Origin of the sequence: Bradyrhizobium lablabi (assembly GCF_001440475.1) — a bacterium.
In the GTDB taxonomy this organism is placed as follows: domain Bacteria; phylum Pseudomonadota; class Alphaproteobacteria; order Rhizobiales; family Xanthobacteraceae; genus Bradyrhizobium; species Bradyrhizobium lablabi.
Genome location: NZ_LLYB01000045.1, coordinates 152 through 16,038, shown reverse-complemented (window position 1 = coordinate 16,038; position 15,887 = coordinate 152). Strand labels below are relative to the sequence as shown.

The following is a 15,887-nucleotide window of genomic DNA, read 5'->3' as shown; positions in this document are numbered from 1 at the left end:
CGACAAATGCGATTCTAGCTCAATCGCTTAGCCGCTCTTCACGGACGACTAAGTAACTTCGCCGCGCGGCCACCGGCTACGAAAAGACGGCCAGAAATGACCTGGCCGTCGTCACGATTTTAGTTACGATATTATGGCTCGATAAAACTGCACCCGAAAGATCACTGGAGAGAAGAAACGAACTTTGCGCCGTCTGGCAGTTCGCACACGAATTCGCCCTGATTCACTACTTCGGTCGCCCCGACGATCAGCTTGGAGGCCCGCACCGTAAGCTTGCCTTCGCGGCTGAGGCTGTGACGAATGTATTCCGTCACTGGCTGTCCCGAGCTATCCACGGTTTGATGCGCATTGGAAAAGCTGATGCCGTTCTGGGCGGTCACCCTGAACGCACTAATAAGCAGCCCGGCCTGCGTCGCTGGTCCGGGCTTGCCGCCATCGCGCGTGGTACAGCGGCTTAGGTCCAATATGAGTTTCACATTCTTGCCGGCCTGCAGTGCACTGAGCACCTCGACGTATTTCGGCGAGGGCTCATCGGCCTTGGCGATCGTGCTCACGCTCGCAGCCGAAAGCAATGAAAACAGGATCGACAGGCATCTGCGACTAAACTTCATACGCTCTTCTCCTTCACAACAACACCGCACGCGACGCATGCGGCAACTCCGATGTCGAGTCCGCAAACAGCTTGGCGGATTCCGGACATCGGGCATGTGCGCTTCGCAACAACTACACGTGTCGCAACCGCTTGCAAGTCGTTGCGAAGGCTAATCCAACCTCACAAGCTCGTACGTAAGGTTTGCGAAGTGGCGTCACCATTTGCGACATCCTGTGCACTGTTTGGTCCAGGGGGGGCAGCGTCGAAAGGAGCAATGGCAATAGTGCGTAAATGCAAAGGAGGCCGATATGAGCGAGAGAGTGCAGGAGCGACGGGCGTTCTTGCCGCGCACTTTGTGTGGTCGCCCGTCAGAGGACCGCTGCCGCCCGAAGAAATGGTCCGGATTGGACGGGCGGCGAAACTGATCCAATGGGAGAACGGGCAAAATACTTGATAGTTCAAGGAAGTTGACCTCGGTCTATCGAAACAAGGTTGGCGGAATGTCAATGGCGCGACGGCAGCGTTGATTTCTTGACCCCGCGCTTGGCGCGCGACTCCGGGGCCGCCCCGCTCATACAATGAATGACTAGCTGACCCGCAGCGCTCCCGCTCAAAACGGAGCGTGACATACGAACTTGTTCGCTAGCATGCGGCGGTGCGTCGCGAGCTCATTTGCTTAGAGGTTACGTAGATGTTCCTGCTGCGCAATCGAAATGGAAGGTCATGCGTCGTCATGATTTGTGACGCAGTATTTCTAATCCGTTCGGATACCCGCGCCCCTCTGGCCACACTGCGCAACGAAGTCTCGCCGACTTCGAAATCCGGCGATCGTCCGGCCACTAATTTAGACCAAAGCTTGATGGCGTAATGCAAACGACGCCGGAGGAATAGCCCATACGTACGCGCGTCCTGCCGCAATTGAAAATCCGTGCGCCCGACACCGGTGAATCGACGCCGATCATCGGCACCATTTCGTGTGGCATATCATTTGCACGGGTTTGTCTGGGTTGGACACGGCCAGGTGCCGCGCCATGCCCCAACCGGCCCACGCACCTTATACCCGGCAGTGTGCGTCGGGCCGGTGCTGTTGCAGCATAGGGACGCTCGAGCGCATTCACCGGTGTTAAGTCGGATACAGCCGCTTGTGCGATGGCCGATACAACGGCCGACAAGGCTGCGCTCAAGCCGGCAGGAATGGCAAGGCGCGGTCATGACATGATCAAGCGCCTGCTCGCTGCACTGGAGACGGATTAGATCATGCTGGGCGGCGGCAAGGCCGGCAAGCTGCCGCGCAACGTGCGCATCGGCGCCAACACCAACGCGTTCGAGAGGAGGATTTCGACTGTGTGAAGAAGGGGCGGTTAACGCGCCCAGTGTACGGCGATAGAGAAATGCCGGAGCTTGCGCCTCCAACGTACAGGCGCGTGAGCTTTGCGTTCGCTCTTGGCCGTCATCGCGATGCTATTTCAGGGCCAAGCATGCATTCTTTCGCTGTGAGCTTAAGGCGGCTACTACAAGATTCGGTAGATGGCTAAAGCCAAATTGAGGCCCTAGGCTCTGGCCGCTTTCCCCGCCGATCATCATCGACGAACAGAAGTGAACGCAAGCGCACGTGAAGCCGCTCTCCGCAGCGCCTGCCGGTCACCTTCCGCTCTTCCATCGCGTAGAGAGTGAAGTGCCACCATGTCCGAACAACCCTTGCCGACGCTGCCGATGTGGCGCGTCGATCACATCGAGCCCTCTCCGGAGATGTTGGCGCTAAGCGCCAACGGTCCGATCCACCGCGTGCGCTTCCCGTCCGGGCACGAAGGCTGGTGGGTGACAGGCTACGACGAGGCCAAGGCGGCGCTGTCCGACGCGGCGTTCCGGCCCGCGGGAATGCCGCCGGCGGCATTCACCCCGGATTCGGTGATTCTCGGTTCGCCGGGGTGGCTGGTCTCGCACGAGGGGGGCGAGCATGCCCGGTTACGCACGATCGTGGCGCCGGCCTTCAGCAGCCACAGGGTGAAGCTGCTCGCGCAGCAGGTCGAGGCGATCGCCGCGCAGTTGTTCGAGACGCTGGCGGCCCAGCCCCAGCCCGCCGACCTGCGGCGCCATCTCTCCTTTCCGCTTCCGGCCATGGTCATCAGCGCGCTGATGGGCGTGCTCTACGAGGATCACGCCTTTTTCGCCGGGCTGTCCGACGAGGTGATGACGCACCAGCATGAAAGCGGCCCGCGCAGCGCGTCGCGCCTGGCCTGGAAAGAACTGCGCGCCTACATTCGCGGCAAGATGTGGGACAAGCGCAAGGATCCGGGCGACAACCTGCTGACGGATCTGCTTGCGGCGGTCGACCAGGGCAAGGCGACCGAGGAAGAGGCGATCGGCTTGGCGGCGGGCATGCTGGTGGCGGGGCACGAGAGCACCGTCGCGCAGATCGAATTCGGCCTGCTGGCTATGTTCCGCCATCCGCAACAGCGCGAACGCCTGGTCGGCGATCCATCCCTGGTGGACAAGGCGGTGGAGGAAATCCTGCGCATGTACCCGCCTGGCGCGGGCTGGGACGGCATCATGCGCTATCCGAGAACCGACGTGACGATCGCGGGCGAGCATGTTCCCGCGGAGAGTAAGGTGCTGGTCGGCCTGCCGGCGACATCGTTCGATCCGCGCCATTTCGACGACCCGGAAATCTTCGACATCGGACGCGAAGAAAAGGAGCACCTGGCGTTCTCCTATGGACCGCACCACTGCATCGGCGCGGCGCTGGCCAGGCTGGAACTCAAGGTGGTGTTCGGTTCGATCTTCCAGCGCTTTCCCGCGCTGCGCCTGGCCGTGGCGCCCGAAGAACTGAAGTTGCGCAAGGAGATCATTACCGGCGGGTTCGAGGAGGTCCCGGTGCTCTGGTGATGCGCGGACGCCGCCGGGGATCGCGATCTTCTCCGCAATTTGCAGGCGCGCCTGGCGCTCGCCGTCAGATCAGCCAGCCAACAGGTAACCAAGATGGACGTGCAAGAAACGACGGCAGCATGCCCCGACGCCTTCGCCGAACTGGCATCGCCAGCGTGCATCCACGACCCGTATCCGTTCATGCGGTTGTTGCGCGAGCACGATCCGGTCCATCGCGCGCCGTCGGGCCTCTTTCTGTTGAGCCGCCACTCCGACATCTACTGGGCGCTCACGGCCACGGGCGATGCGTTTCGGGGACCGGCGCCGGGCGAACTGGCGCGCTATTTCCCGCGTGCGGCGACCAGCCTGTCGCTCAAGCTGCTGGCGTCCACGCTAGCGATGAAGGAACCACCGACGCATACGCGTCTGCGCCGGCTGATCTCGCGCGATTTCACCTTGCTCCAGATCGACAATCTGCGGCCGAGCATCGCGCGCATCGTCGCAGCGCGCCTGGACGGCATGGCGCCCGCGCTAGAGCGTGGGGAGGCGGTCGACCTGCATCGGGAATTCGCGCTGGCCCTGCCCATGCTGGTCTTTGCCGAACTGTTCGGCCTGCCCCAGGACGACATGTTCGGGCTCGCCGCCGGCATCGGCGCCATTGCGGAAGGCCTGAGCCCGCACGCCAGCGATTGCCAGCTCGCCGCGGCGGACGTGGCCAGCGCCAGGGTGCAGGCCTACTTCGGCGACCTCATACAGCGCAAGCGCACCGATCCTCGCCACGATATCGTGTCGATGCTGGTCGGCGCACACGACGACGATGCCGACACGCTGTCGGATGCGGAGTTGATCAGCATGCTGTGGGGCATGCTGCTGGGCGGCTTCGCCACAACTGCTGCGACCATCGACCATGCGGTCCTGGCCATGCTGGCGTATCCCGAACAGCGGCATTGGCTGCAGGCAGACGCCGTGGGGGTAAAGGCATTCGTCGAAGAAGTCCTGCGCTGCGACGCGCCCGCCATGTTCAGCTCCATTCCGCGTATCGCCCAGCGCGACATCGAACTGGGCGGCGTGGTGATTCCGAAGAACGCGGACGTGCGCGTGCTGATCGCGGCCGGCAATCGCGACCCGGACGCCTTCGCTGATCCCGACCGCTTCGATCCCGCGCGGTTCTACGGCACCAGTCCTGGCATGTCGACCGACGGGAAGATCATGCTGAGCTTCGGCCACGGCATCCACTTCTGCCTCGGTGCGCAACTGGCCCGGGTGCAGTTGGCCGAGAGCCTGCCGCGGATCCAGGCGCGCTTCCCCGCGCTAGCGTTGGCCGAGCAGCCGACCCGGGAGCCCTCCGCGTTCCTTAGGACGTTCCGCGCGCTGCCGGTGCGGCTGCATGCGCGAGGGGGAGGCTGAGATGCGCGTCGTGGTCGACCAGGATCTGTGCAGCACCACGGGGCAGTGCGTGCTGACGCTGCCGGGCACCTTTCGCCAGCGCGAACCGGACGGCGTGGCCGAAGTGTGTATAGCGACGGTCCCGGAGGCGCTGCACGCCGCCGTGCGGCTCGCGGCCAGCCAGTGCCCGGTCGCCGCCATTCGGGTCATCGAAAGCGACGCTGGGGATGACGAGCACGCCAGCGCCAACCCTGCGTTCTCCGCCGGAGGCCGAGCGGCATGCCGCGAAACACTAACGCAATCCAGGAGTACACGATGGTACGGTTTGAAGGCAAAGTGGCTGTGGTGACCGGCGCCGGCGCCGGCATCGGCAAGGCATGCGCCCTCGCCATCGCGCGGGAGGGCGGCAGAGTGGTGGTGGCCGACATTGATGGCTCGGCGGCCATCGCCTGCACCGCGCAGATCGCGGCCGAAGCGGGCCACGCGCTGGCCCTGGCCATGGACATCGCCGATGCGCAGGCGGTGGCAGCGCTGTTCGAAACGGCGGAGCGGCACTTCGGTGGGGTCGACCTGCTGGTGAACAACGCGAGCGCCATGCATCTGACCCCGCGCGACCGCGCGATCCTCGACCTGGACCTTGCGGTCTGGGATCAGACCATGGCGACCAATCTGCGCGGCACGCTGCTCTGCTGCCGGCAGGCCATCCCACGGATGATCGCCTGCGGCGGTGGCGCGATCGTCAACATGTCGTCGTGCCAGGGGCTCAGCGGTGACACCGCGCTGACATCCTACGCCGCGTCGAAGGCGGCGATGAACATGCTGTCGGCCTCGCTCGCCACCCAGTACGGTCATGCGCAGATCCGCTGCAATGCGGTTGCGCCCGGTCTCATCATGACCGAGCGTCTCCTCGCCAAGCTGGACGCGTGCATGCAACGGCATCTGCGCCGACACCAGCTCCTGCCGCGCGTCGGCCGCCCCGACGACGTGGCCGCGCTGGTGGCGTTCCTGCTCTCCGACGATGCTGCGTTCATCACCGGCCAGGTCGTGTGCATCGACGGCGGCATGCTGGCGCATGTGCCGACATACGCCGACGGTGGCAACAGCCGCGCCGCGCGGCCTGCCGGCGCGACCGCCGAAGGGGACGCGGCGCCGCGCTGCTGATGGACATGCTGCTCAACCCGCTGAACCGTCGGCATCGGCTGCGGCACGACATCCCGGTCGTGCCCGGCGCTTTTCCCTTGGTCGGGCATCTTCCCGCCGTCATCTGCGACCTGCCGCGCCTGCTGCGGCGCGCGGAACGGACGCTGGGCAGCCACTTCTGGCTGGATTTCGGCCCTGCCGGACACCTGATGACCAGTCTGGATCCGGATGCTCTCGCACTGCTCCGGCACAAGGACGTGTCCTCGGCGTTGATCGAAGACATCGCGCCCGAATTGTTTGGCGGAACGTTGGTCGCCCAGGACGGCATCGCGCACCGGCAGGCGCGCGATGCGATCCAGGCGGCGCTTCTGCCCAAGGGGCTGACTCAGGCCGGCATCGGCGAGCTGTTCGCGCCCGTCATCCGGGCGCGCGTGCAGAGGTGGCGCGACCGGGGCGACGTCACCATCCTGCGCGAAACCGGCGATCTGATGCTCAAGCTCATCTTCAGCCTCATGGGAATCCCCGCGCAGGACCTGCCGGGATGGCATCGCAAGTACCGGCAACTGCTGCAGTTGATCGTCGCGCCCCCGGTCGACCTGCCCGGACTGCCCTTGCGGCGCGGCCGCGCCGCGCGCGACTGGATCGATGCGCGGTTGCGCGAGTTCGTCCGCGCCGCGCGCGAACATGCCTCGCGCACCGGGTTGATCAACGACATGGTGAGCGCCTTCGATCGCAGCGACGATGCGCTTTCCGATGACGTCCTGGTCGCCAATATCCGCTTGCTGCTGCTTGGTGGTCACGACACCACCGCCTCGACGATGGCCTGGATGGTGATCGAGCTAGCGCGGCAGCCTGGGCTGTGGGACGCCCTGGTCGAGGAGGCGCGACGCGTAGGCGCGGTGCCGACCCGGCACGCGGACCTGGCGCAGTGTCCGGTCGCCGAGGCGCTGTTCCGCGAGACGCTGCGCGTGCATCCGGCGACGCCGCTCCTAGTGCGTCGCGCACTGCGTGAATTGCGACTCGGCCAACGGCGCATTCCTACGGGCACCGATCTGTGCATCCCGCTGCTGCATTTCTCGACCTCGGCGCTGCTGCACGAGGCGCCTGATCAGTTTCGGCTGGCGCGGTGGCTGCAACGCACCGAGCCGATCCGACCGGTGGACATGCTGCAGTTCGGTACCGGCCCACACGTCTGCATGGGCTACCACCTGGCATGGCTGGAACTGGTGCAGTTCTGTATCGCCTTGGCGCTGACCATGCACGAGGCCGGGGTGCGGCCGCGGTTGCTGAGCGGCGTCGAAAAAGGCCGGCACTATTACCCGACAGCACATCCGTCCATGACTATCCGCATCGGATTCTCATGAGCTGGCATCGCATGCCCCGTGTGGTGAGGCAGCGGCGCCGGCGACGCGCGGCATTGCTGCACTTGGCGCGCGCGCTCGGTGCGAGGCCGGCAACACCGCGGCGGCTCGCCGCTCGCCGTGGCCGTCTCCTGGCAGGTACAATGACATGAACAACATGCAGACCGGTTGCACACTACACGGCGAGCGAACTGGCGTTTCCGCGCTCGGTGGATTGGGCGCGCAGGCGCGCGGCGCATCCGGCTGGCTGCTGCCGGAGATCTGGATGCAGGACGGCGCAAAGCGGGTCGAACAGGCGCTGACGCGTCTTCTCTGCGGTGAAGACGACGGTGAGACCGAGCTGATGGCGGCGATGCGCTACGCCACCTTGCATGGCGGGAAGCGCACCCGTGCCTTGCTCTGTCTGGCTGCCGGGGCGCTGGCCGACACGCCGGCGCACATGCTCGACGACGTCAGCGCCGCCATCGAGATGATGCACGCCTGTACCCTGGTCCACGATGACCTGCCCGCGATGGACGACGACGTGCTTCGCCGCGGGCTTCCGACCGTGCACGTCAAGTTCGGCGAAGCCTCTGCGATCCTGGTCGGCGATGCGCTGCAGGCGCACGCCTTCCTGACCCTGGCGAGCCTGGATGCGCCGGGCGACAACCGTATCGCGCTCGTGCGCGAACTGGCGCAGGCGGTATCCGCCGAGGGTGCCGCAGGCGGGCAGGCCATGGATCTGTCGCTGGTTGGAAAGCACGTCGAGCTGGACAGGATCCTGGCGATGCACCGGATGAAGACCGGAGCGCTAGTGCGCGCGTCCGTTCGCATGGGCGCGCTATGCGCCATCGCGGAGGATGCCGCGCACGCTGCGCTATACTGTGCGCTCGATCGCTACAGCGCCTGTTTCGGCCTAGCGTTACAGGTGGTCGACGACATTCTCGACGCGACAGCGGATATCGCGACGCTGGGCAAGACCCCCGGCAAGGACGCGGCGGCGCAGAAGCCGACCTGTGTGTCAATCATGGGGCTGCAGGCAGCGCGCCAGTTCGCGCCGGATCTGTTGCGCGACGCCGGGGAGGCCATCGCCCCGCTGGGGCCGCGTGCGGAAAGGTTGGCGCAGATGCTGCAGCGAGCCAACGCCTATCTGTTCAAGCACGTGCCATGCGCGTGAGCGCGCCCGTCCGCATGGAATCACCCCTGTGCCGCTGCGATCGGCAGGCGGCAGCGGTGCATGCTGCACTCTGTCCGAGTCCGCGGCGCCGATCGCAGCGGTTGCCGAGCACGGCCGCGGCGCACGCGGCGCGCTGCGCGGAGACCCATGCAGCGAACCGGCGCAGCATCGGGGCGCGTCGCCGCTCCGGAGCAGGCGGCCATCCGGCGCTGCCCATGCGCCGGGCCGCAACTGCCTGCGGCGACGNNGTCTGCCCGATCCTGGCTCTCGTCAAGCGTCTGCAGAAGGAACATCCGACGTGAACGCGCTGTCCGAACAGATCCTTTCCGAATTGCGCCACCTGCTGAGCGAGATGAGCGATGGCGGCAGCGTCGGTCCGTCCGTCTACGACACGGCGCGAGCTCTGCAGTTCCACGGCAACGTCACCGGTCGGCAGGACGCATACGCGTGGCTCATCGCGCAGCAGCAGGCCGATGGCGGATGGGGAAGCGCGGACTTCCCGCTGTTTCGCCATGCGCCCACGTGGGCGGCGTTGCTGGCATTGCAGCGTGCCGATCCTCTTCCCGGCGCTGCCGACGCAGTCCAGGCTGCAACCCGATTCCTCCAGCGCCAGCCCGATCCCTACGCGCATGCGGTGCCGGAAGACGCGCCTATCGGCGCGGAGCTGATCCTGCCGCAGTTTTGCGGCGAGGCCGCATCCTTGCTGGGCGGCGTGGCGTTTCCGCGCCACCCGGCGCTGTTGCCGTTGCGGCAAGCGTGCCTGGGCAAGCTGTCGGCGGTGGCGACCTTGCCGAGCGGCCATCCGTTGCTGCACTCCTGGGAAGCCTGGGGGACGTCGCCGACCACCGCATGTCCGGATGACGACGGCAGTATCGGCATCAGTCCGGCGGCCACCGCCGCGTGGCGTGCGCACGCCGTGACACAGGGGAGCACGCCGCAGGTCGGGCGCGCTGACGCGTATCTGCAGGCGGCATCGCGAGCGACGCGCAGCGGCATCGAAGGTGTCGTTCCCAACGTCTGGCCGATCAATGTGTTCGAGCCATGCTGGTCGCTGTACACCCTGCATCTGGCCGGGCTGTTCGCGCATCCCGCGCTCGCCGAGGCGGTGCGCGTGATCGTCGCGCAGCTCGACGCCCGCCTGGGCGTGCCCGGTCTGGGCCCGGCCTTGCACTTCGCAGCCGATGCGGACGACACCGCCGTTGCGTTGTGCGTCCTGCGCCTTGCAGGCCGCGACCCGGCGGTCGATGCGTTGCGCCATTTCGAAATCGGCGAGCTGTTCGTCACCTTCCCCGGCGAGCGCAATGCCTCGGTGTCGACCAACATTCATGCCCTGCATGCGTTGCGACTGTTGGGAAAGCCCGCCGCAGGCACCAGCGCCTACGTCGAGGCCAATCGCAACGCGGACGGTCTATGGGACAACGAAAAATGGCACGTTTCATGGCTGTATCCCACCGCGCATGCGGTCGCTGCGCTGGCGCAAGGCAAGCCCCAGTGGCGCGACGAGCGCGCGCTGGCGGCGCTGCTGCAGGCGCAGCGCGACGACGGAGGCTGGGGCGCCGGTCGCGCGTCCACATTCGAGGAAACCGCCTATGCGCTGTTCGCGTTGCACGTGATGGACGGGAGGGAAGAGCCGACTGGGCGCCGGCGCATCGCGCAGGCGGTGGCGCGTGCGCTGGAGTGGATGCTCGCCCGCCATGTGGCGCATCGATTGCCGCAGATGCCGCTGTGGATCGGCAAGGAACTGTATTGCCCCACCCGGGTCGTGCGCGTGGCCGAACTCGCCGGGTTGTGGCTGGCGCTTCGTTGGGGGCGGCGCGTCCCGGCCGAAGGAGCAGGAGCGGCGCCATGATCCAGACCGGACGCGCGCTGCAGCAGGTGCTGGAGTGGGGGCGTTCCCTGACCGGGTTCGCCGACGAGCATGCCGTGGAAGCGGTCAGGGGCGGCCAGTACATCCTGCAGCGCATCCACCCGAGCCTGCGCGACACCAGCGCCCGCACCGGCCGCGATCCGCAGGACGAAACGCTGATCGTGGCGTTCTATCGGGAACTGGCGCTGCTGTTCTGGCTCGACGATTGCAACGACCTTGGCCTGATTGCGCCGGAGCAGCTCGCCGCGGTGGAGCAGGCGCTGGGGCAGGGCGTGCCGTGCGCGCTCCCCGGATTCGAGGGTTGCGCTGTGCTGCGCGCTTCGCTGGCCGCGCTCGCCTACGATCGTCGCGACTATGCTCAGCTTCTCGAAGATACCCGCTGCTACTGCGCGGCCCTGCGCGCCGGACACGCGCAGGCGGCAGGGGCGGAACGCTGGTCCTACGCCGAGTACCTGCACAACGGCATCGATTCGATCGCCTACGCGAACGTGTTCTGTTGCCTGTCGTTGCTGTGGGGGCTGGACATGGCGACCTTGCGCGCGCGTCCGACGTTTCGTCAGGTCCTGCGCCTCATCTCCGCGATAGGGCGCCTGCAGAACGATCTGCATGGACGCGACAAGGACAGGTCGGCCGGCGAGGCCGACAACGCGGCGATCCTGCTGCTGCAGCGCTATCCGGCTATGCCTGCGGTGGAGTTCCTCAACGACGAGCTGGCCGGCCATACGCGCATGCTGCACCGGGTGATGGCGGAAGAACGCTTTCCCGCGCCGTGGGGACCGTTGATCGAGGCCATGGCGGCCCTCCGCGCGCAGTACTACCAGACCTCGACCAGCCGCTACGGCAGCGACGCTGCGGGGGGAGGCCAGCGTACGCAGGCCTGAACGCGCGGGAGGCGGCGGCGTGCGCGCGCTGCCGTCGGTCCGATCCGACGCAACGCCGTCGCCCGATGCGACGGATGGAGCGAGCAGGAGCGACACCGCCCTGAGCCGGCGCAAGGACAACCATCTGGACCTCATGCTGATCGGCGAACGGCGCCGGCCATGGTCGCCGCCGGCTGGCAGTACATCCGGTTCGAACACTGCGCATTGCCCGAGTTGGACCTGACGCGGATCGAGTTGCGCGCCTCGGGTCCGTCGGGCGCAATGGCGAAGCGTATTGCGGCGTCTGGTGTTGGTGACCCATAAGTTGGCTAATCCACCCGGCGTGCTACGTACGTGCTCCAGTATTCTTGAGGCCGCGACCCGCTGGGAAAGGTCAGTCGATGACCACAGGTGTGTATGCAAGATTGCGCTTGCCAACGCGTCCATGTTTGTGGCGCTAATTTGGCTGCGTTGGCACGCCGCATCGCTCATAAGAACGCGTAGATGAGCCAGCAGATACCGACCCACAGGAGCGCGCTGAGGAGGAGCGCCGCAAGCGGCCAGAAGTTCCACACCATCCGCGGCTGCGAAGCATCAGCATGCAATGTGCGATCGGCCTTGCCGCCTTCAATCACGCGCGGTTTTGGTTTGATCCGGTGGGTCATCCGTATCCCATGCTTGCGCTGGCTTAGTCGACTAGGGTCCCAGCAAATCGAAGATCACAAAGCCAAGCGAATGTCGCGATCCCGATGCTGACAGGGTCACGGTCGTGAGGCTGGCGAGGCTGATCGACAGCCTTGTCGACAGCCAGATGCCAGCCCCGAACTGCGGTCGAGGTGCCCTTCGAGCACCTAATCATAGCGCTCAATGATCACGTGAGCCTCAGGCCCGTTGGAGATCGATGAACCCCAACCTTGGTTCGCGGTCGGCGCTGCTCTTCAACGGCTGCGCAACGTTGCGTGATCTGGTTGTAGCATTGTCCATTCGCGCCCGAGCTCACAGCTGCTTCGTGAGCAGCCGTCCGATTGATGCTCGAGGCTATTTCCTTGGTCGGGGCGTTAAGTTGGTGGGCGACGGCCACATCAATGTCTGCCGGTCGTGCAGTTACGACTAGCGTCAACGCCGCATTGAGCAAGATCAATCGAACAAGTCTCATTTTGAATTCCTAGGTCGGTGACCAGCGCAGCGTTCTTTAACTGCGGCAATCCTCATCTCAGCAATCGGCGTGCCACACGCCGAAGTGCTCTCCGCGTCCCTTGAAGAAGGAAAACCACCCGCGCGAAGCAGAATCTGGGGAATCATTTAGCTGCAGTGGTCGGATTCTCCACATCAACGTCCCCAACAGAACACGATTGGGACGACAAGATGGAGAGCAAATGACGCCGCCAAAGCAGCAACAATGCTTTCGCATTTGGGTTCACTCAGGCCCCTAGCACCGGCTAACGTCAAGATCGCCGTCACGGACGCGAAAGTATTTCCCTCAACAAGATGAGCAGTTGGGGTGCATCTGCAGCACGGCTGATCGCCTCAAGGGGCAAGCGCAAACTCGAGATATGGAGTTACGTTGGCATCGCAGCCAGTCAACGTTGGTAGAGCATGCTCTCAATAATAGTTAATTACGTGCCGCTAACCCGGAGGGCATCCCAAGCCGCTCCAGAATAGGACTGCTGCTGCTCAAACCATCAACGGCCTGTCCGAAGGCGGGTGTGCGATCGCTGGACCTACGACCCGTATTCCACACGCTCGGCGATGCCATTGATGCACCAAGAAACTCACCGGCGGCACAGTCGAGCGCGCCTATGTGGTTAAGGGCTATCGCGGCCACAACCGCAACCCACGACGCGTCTTCATCTCGGCCAGGAGCACAGGGTCTTGGGAGTCATCGAACGCGAGCTTCGCCGCCGATCCGCTATCGAACCCGTGATCGGTAGAGAAGACCGACGGCCGCTAGTTGTCGCTTATCGGGCCCTCTTGCGCACTGCGGCGCCAACTAGCCTCGGCGCACCGGTTCCCCTGCGGCGGGCCCACCCTTTATCAGCGAGCCTGCGCCGGTTTCAATGCAACCTCAAGTGATCAGAGGGAACCCGCCAATCTAGAAATTGGCCACGTTCCTGTTGAGCCACTCTCATCCGATATCTTTCGCATGAGGAGTGTTGTCTCCGAAGCCGAAGTCCGGAAAGCGCGTGATGAGCGCGGTTTTCAAAAACTGGATATGCCTGATAGTGACTTCTAGCTCGTTCAACCGTCTTTCCCCTTCCGCAATTTCACTACCAAGCAAATTCTGATAGTGGTCATCTTGCGGATCGCGCGTAAGATATTCGTCGGAATCATTGCCCAACGTTACTGCCGACCGCGCCAACGCCTCATCGACACTCGATTTTAGGTTAGCTTGCTCGGCCATTGCGCCTTGCAGCGCGTCCTCTATCGAACGATAGATGGACGTAGCACGGGCACGATCAGTTTCGGCATCACGACTAGTCGATCGGGCCTTGAAATAGACAACGCTGCGCGCCTTTAGCAATCGTTGAAACATCTTCTTCTCCATGCCTAATCGAAGTGGCCGCCGAGTCCTCACACCCAAATCAGCACGAATGCGAAAAGTGAGGCCCACCGCCGCGCGCAATAGGCTAATGCTAATGCTCACAGAAAATCTCGCCGCATCTCACCGATGATCACTGTGGTACATCCGCAAAGTCGGTGCCGTAACAAAGCCGCTTCCTCCTGGTCAGCAAAGTTCGGGACCAACGACATCGGCGTGAGTCGATGTGCTCGCCAGAAGCAGACCGAAAGCTTTCTGCGCTAGCAAGGCTTTGGGCGTAACTCGGCCTCCCAAGCAATCCGGCGGCAAAATCGATTTGATGCCCCCATGGCGATTGTCACCGCATTGGTTGGGCGGCCTGAGCATCGCGCCAAGCTTAAGGCGTCGAGACGAGCTTGGGGGCGCCGAATTGCGCTAAGCGTCCAAGAACCAGCCGAGACGGTTGATAGTCGCCACTGAAGGCCCTTGTGCCACGGGAGCCGTCCACATATGCGATCCAGCCTAAGGAAGATCGCTGCATAGGAACCAAGACACGGTCAGATCCGGTCTTCTCCGTCGCGACTCTACAAGATCCCGTCCGATCTACATAAAGTCATCCTCGTAGGAGTACGTGGCGGGACTTGCTGCACTCTCGATATTACTGCTGTCACCGCCCGCAGCTTTGGAGAGATATAATGGAAGTTTGTTTTTACGCTGCCATTCACCGGCAGTGTTCTTTATCCAAATGTCGGGGGACTGGGCAGGGTCAAGAACCATATTGTTCTCGTCAACCGCAACGAATCCCATCTTCGCTGCACGGGCTTTTGACTCTTGATTGGCAGCACGCCAATTGAGCAGCGGTCGTTCGCCGTCGAGCCGAAGTTGATACTCCAACAGAATATCACCTGCGTTCTCGACAAGCGGGTGAGTAACCTGAAGATCTACAACGGATGTGATTTCAGTTCGCCCAGGAAACCGTTCGCGCCACTTGTCGCCTTCGAACTCAGTCATGCTAAATCCGCCTTCCGTTCTTAGAAGTCCGACACTCTGCTTTCCTAATTGATAGCTGAAATATCGCGCGCGCTCGCTATCTTTAGTTGTGCCGTATTTCTCGGCGACCTGAGCGATGCGCTTGGCTTTTTCGGATACGAAATCCGAGTACTCTTGTGGATTATCGGCTATGTGCTTGATTTCATCGTCATAAAAGCGCTTCGCTTCTCTCCTAAATAAAGGCTTGTCGATCTTCACCACTGGAGGTCTGGGAACGAGGGAATAGAACGGCGTTTCTGCCGAAGATGAGCCATCGTTAGAATCCGGCGCCGCTAAGTGCATCTCTGCGAACATGTCCGCGAGCCTTTGCCTGTCCGCATCAGTTTTCTCGGCGCTACTTGCTGACGGTCTCGTTTCGTCACCCTCGCCAAGGTGAGCGTATTGAATATTGGACGAGCCGCTGATTCGGCTATACATGGCGTTCCGCGCTCTTATCGGATTAGTGTTTCGCACTGAGTTAAGGCTGGCCAGAACCTGCGGGCTTGATAGTCAGCCAAGCTGACGACAGGCTGACGCAGGCGTCACTCGTCTGCGTGCGCTCTTACGGAAGGATCTGCCCGGCAGAAGAAGCGCTCGCGCGCATGATGGCGTACAAGAGAAGGCCGATTATTGACACAGTGCATACGATGAAGAATTGATCAGTCCTGGTCTCTGTTCGCAGGAGAGACGGCCGTGTCCCCTCGAGTGACCCGACGTCGGTTGCCTCAACATACTGCCGATTATCCGGCGGTGGCGGCGACATAGAGCTCCTGCCTTCAGCTCAAAACGGACATTGTCATTTGCCGCACCCGTGTACGGTTCCGTTGTCTGGTCGCGTTTGTCGCAACATCCAATACCGGTGATATTGCGCGCCGGCCGGGCGAGGCTTGGATCAGCTCGACGCGATCAGCAAGACCGAGCGCCGTATTGGTCCAAGCGCCCAGCAACTTCGCCGCAAGAGCAGTCGGATAGTTGCCGATCACGAAGGCATCTGGACGCCGCGCCTACAACTCCTGGGCCATGCAGAAATCGCCACGTAGGCGGCTAGAATCTCCCGCGAATCGCAATAAGCGTTGCTGGAAAAGCCAGCCGCCCCTCGCCGTGCAGCACCGG

The 15,887-nt window shown here is 63.6% G+C and carries 12 protein-coding genes and 3 pseudogenes; 11 read left to right on the top strand and 4 right to left on the bottom strand.

Translation table 11 applies throughout. The annotated features are described in order from the left end of the window. Positions 1–161: 161 nt before the first annotated feature. A complete protein-coding gene (locus CQ14_RS05630; protein WP_057856942.1) occupies positions 162–611 on the bottom strand; it encodes a VirK family protein in 450 nt (149 codons plus the stop codon). A 1,664-nt stretch (positions 612–2,275) separates the two neighbouring features. On the opposite strand from CQ14_RS05630, the gene CQ14_RS05625 reads away from it, so the two are divergent. The 9 genes and pseudogenes from CQ14_RS05625 to CQ14_RS45725 all read left to right on the top strand — a co-directional run. Beyond that, a complete protein-coding gene (locus CQ14_RS05625; protein ID WP_057856941.1) occupies positions 2,276–3,478 on the top strand; it encodes a cytochrome P450 in 1,203 nt (400 codons plus the stop codon). 93 nt (positions 3,479–3,571) lie between these two features. Then, on the top strand, positions 3,572–4,864 hold the full coding sequence (locus tag CQ14_RS05620; RefSeq protein ID WP_057856945.1) for a cytochrome P450: 1,293 nt from the start codon (positions 3,572–3,574) through the stop codon (positions 4,862–4,864). A gap of 1 nt (position 4,865) precedes the next feature. Next, positions 4,866–5,139, top strand: a pseudogene (locus CQ14_RS05615) (ferredoxin). A 19-nt stretch (positions 5,140–5,158) separates the two neighbouring features. Next, positions 5,159–6,004: an SDR family oxidoreductase gene (locus CQ14_RS05610; protein WP_057856940.1), complete on the top strand. Its 846-nt coding sequence runs from the start codon at positions 5,159–5,161 to the stop codon at positions 6,002–6,004. Further along, positions 6,004–7,347 (top strand): cytochrome P450, encoded by a 1,344-nt coding sequence (locus CQ14_RS05605; protein ID WP_057856939.1) that lies wholly within the window; start codon positions 6,004–6,006, stop codon positions 7,345–7,347. Before CQ14_RS05610 ends, CQ14_RS05605 begins: the two co-directional genes overlap by 1 nt. A 145-nt stretch (positions 7,348–7,492) precedes the next feature. Then, positions 7,493–8,500, top strand: a complete 1,008-nt coding sequence (locus CQ14_RS05600) for a polyprenyl synthetase family protein (protein ID WP_199805443.1) — start codon at positions 7,493–7,495, stop codon at positions 8,498–8,500. A 298-nt stretch (positions 8,501–8,798) separates the two neighbouring features. Beyond that, a complete protein-coding gene (locus CQ14_RS05590) occupies positions 8,799–10,349 on the top strand; it encodes a hypothetical protein (protein ID WP_057856937.1) in 1,551 nt (516 codons plus the stop codon). Beyond that, a complete protein-coding gene (locus CQ14_RS05585; RefSeq protein ID WP_057856936.1) occupies positions 10,346–11,248 on the top strand; it encodes a terpene synthase family protein in 903 nt (300 codons plus the stop codon). The genes CQ14_RS05590 and CQ14_RS05585 overlap by 4 nt, the downstream gene beginning before the upstream one ends. A gap of 28 nt (positions 11,249–11,276) precedes the next feature. Beyond that, a pseudogene (locus CQ14_RS45725) lies at positions 11,277–11,494 on the top strand (type 2 isopentenyl-diphosphate Delta-isomerase); the annotation flags it as partial. Between the two features lie 221 nt (positions 11,495–11,715). Here CQ14_RS45725 and CQ14_RS43310 read toward each other — a convergent pair. Next, the gene (locus CQ14_RS43310) at positions 11,716–11,892 is read right to left on the bottom strand and encodes a hypothetical protein (protein WP_156434706.1); all 177 of its coding nucleotides are present in this window, start codon (positions 11,890–11,892) and stop codon (positions 11,716–11,718) included. A gap of 1,071 nt (positions 11,893–12,963) precedes the next feature. Between CQ14_RS43310 and CQ14_RS44440 the strand changes: the two are divergent. Beyond that, positions 12,964–13,156: pseudogene (locus tag CQ14_RS44440) on the top strand (IS5/IS1182 family transposase); the annotation flags it as partial. A 196-nt stretch (positions 13,157–13,352) separates the two neighbouring features. Here CQ14_RS44440 and CQ14_RS05580 read toward each other — a convergent pair. Together CQ14_RS05580 and CQ14_RS05575 are read right to left on the bottom strand one after the other, a co-directional pair. Beyond that, the gene (locus CQ14_RS05580; protein ID WP_245320208.1) at positions 13,353–13,772 is read right to left on the bottom strand and encodes a hypothetical protein; all 420 of its coding nucleotides are present in this window, start codon (positions 13,770–13,772) and stop codon (positions 13,353–13,355) included. Positions 13,773–14,348: 576 nt separating this feature from the next. Continuing rightward, positions 14,349–15,212, bottom strand: coding sequence for a hypothetical protein (locus CQ14_RS05575; RefSeq protein WP_057856935.1), 864 nt, complete (start codon positions 15,210–15,212; stop codon positions 14,349–14,351). Positions 15,213–15,661: 449 nt separating this feature from the next. On the opposite strand from CQ14_RS05575, the gene CQ14_RS43305 reads away from it, so the two are divergent. Next, positions 15,662–15,814 carry a hypothetical protein gene (locus tag CQ14_RS43305; RefSeq protein ID WP_156434705.1) on the top strand — a complete coding sequence of 51 codons (153 nt, stop codon included), beginning with the start codon at positions 15,662–15,664 and terminating at the stop codon, positions 15,812–15,814. Positions 15,815–15,887: the final 73 nt, after the last annotated feature.

Coding starts and splice junctions, on each gene's coding strand:
- CQ14_RS05630 (WP_057856942.1), bottom strand. CDS start 611: ATGAAGTTTAGTCGCAGATGCCTGTCGATCCTGTTTTCATTGCTTTCG.
- CQ14_RS05585 (WP_057856936.1), top strand. CDS start 10,346: ATGATCCAGACCGGACGCGCGCTGCAGCAGGTGCTGGAGTGGGGGCGT.
- CQ14_RS43310 (WP_156434706.1), bottom strand. CDS start 11,892: ATGACCCACCGGATCAAACCAAAACCGCGCGTGATTGAAGGCGGCAAG.
- CQ14_RS05580 (WP_245320208.1), bottom strand. CDS start 13,772: ATGGAGAAGAAGATGTTTCAACGATTGCTAAAGGCGCGCAGCGTTGTC.
- CQ14_RS05620 (WP_057856945.1), top strand. CDS start 3,572: ATGGACGTGCAAGAAACGACGGCAGCATGCCCCGACGCCTTCGCCGAA.
- CQ14_RS05610 (WP_057856940.1), top strand. CDS start 5,159: ATGGTACGGTTTGAAGGCAAAGTGGCTGTGGTGACCGGCGCCGGCGCC.
- CQ14_RS05575 (WP_057856935.1), bottom strand. CDS start 15,212: ATGTATAGCCGAATCAGCGGCTCGTCCAATATTCAATACGCTCACCTT.
- CQ14_RS05605 (WP_057856939.1), top strand. CDS start 6,004: ATGGACATGCTGCTCAACCCGCTGAACCGTCGGCATCGGCTGCGGCAC.
- CQ14_RS05625 (WP_057856941.1), top strand. CDS start 2,276: ATGTCCGAACAACCCTTGCCGACGCTGCCGATGTGGCGCGTCGATCAC.
- CQ14_RS05600 (WP_199805443.1), top strand. CDS start 7,493: ATGAACAACATGCAGACCGGTTGCACACTACACGGCGAGCGAACTGGC.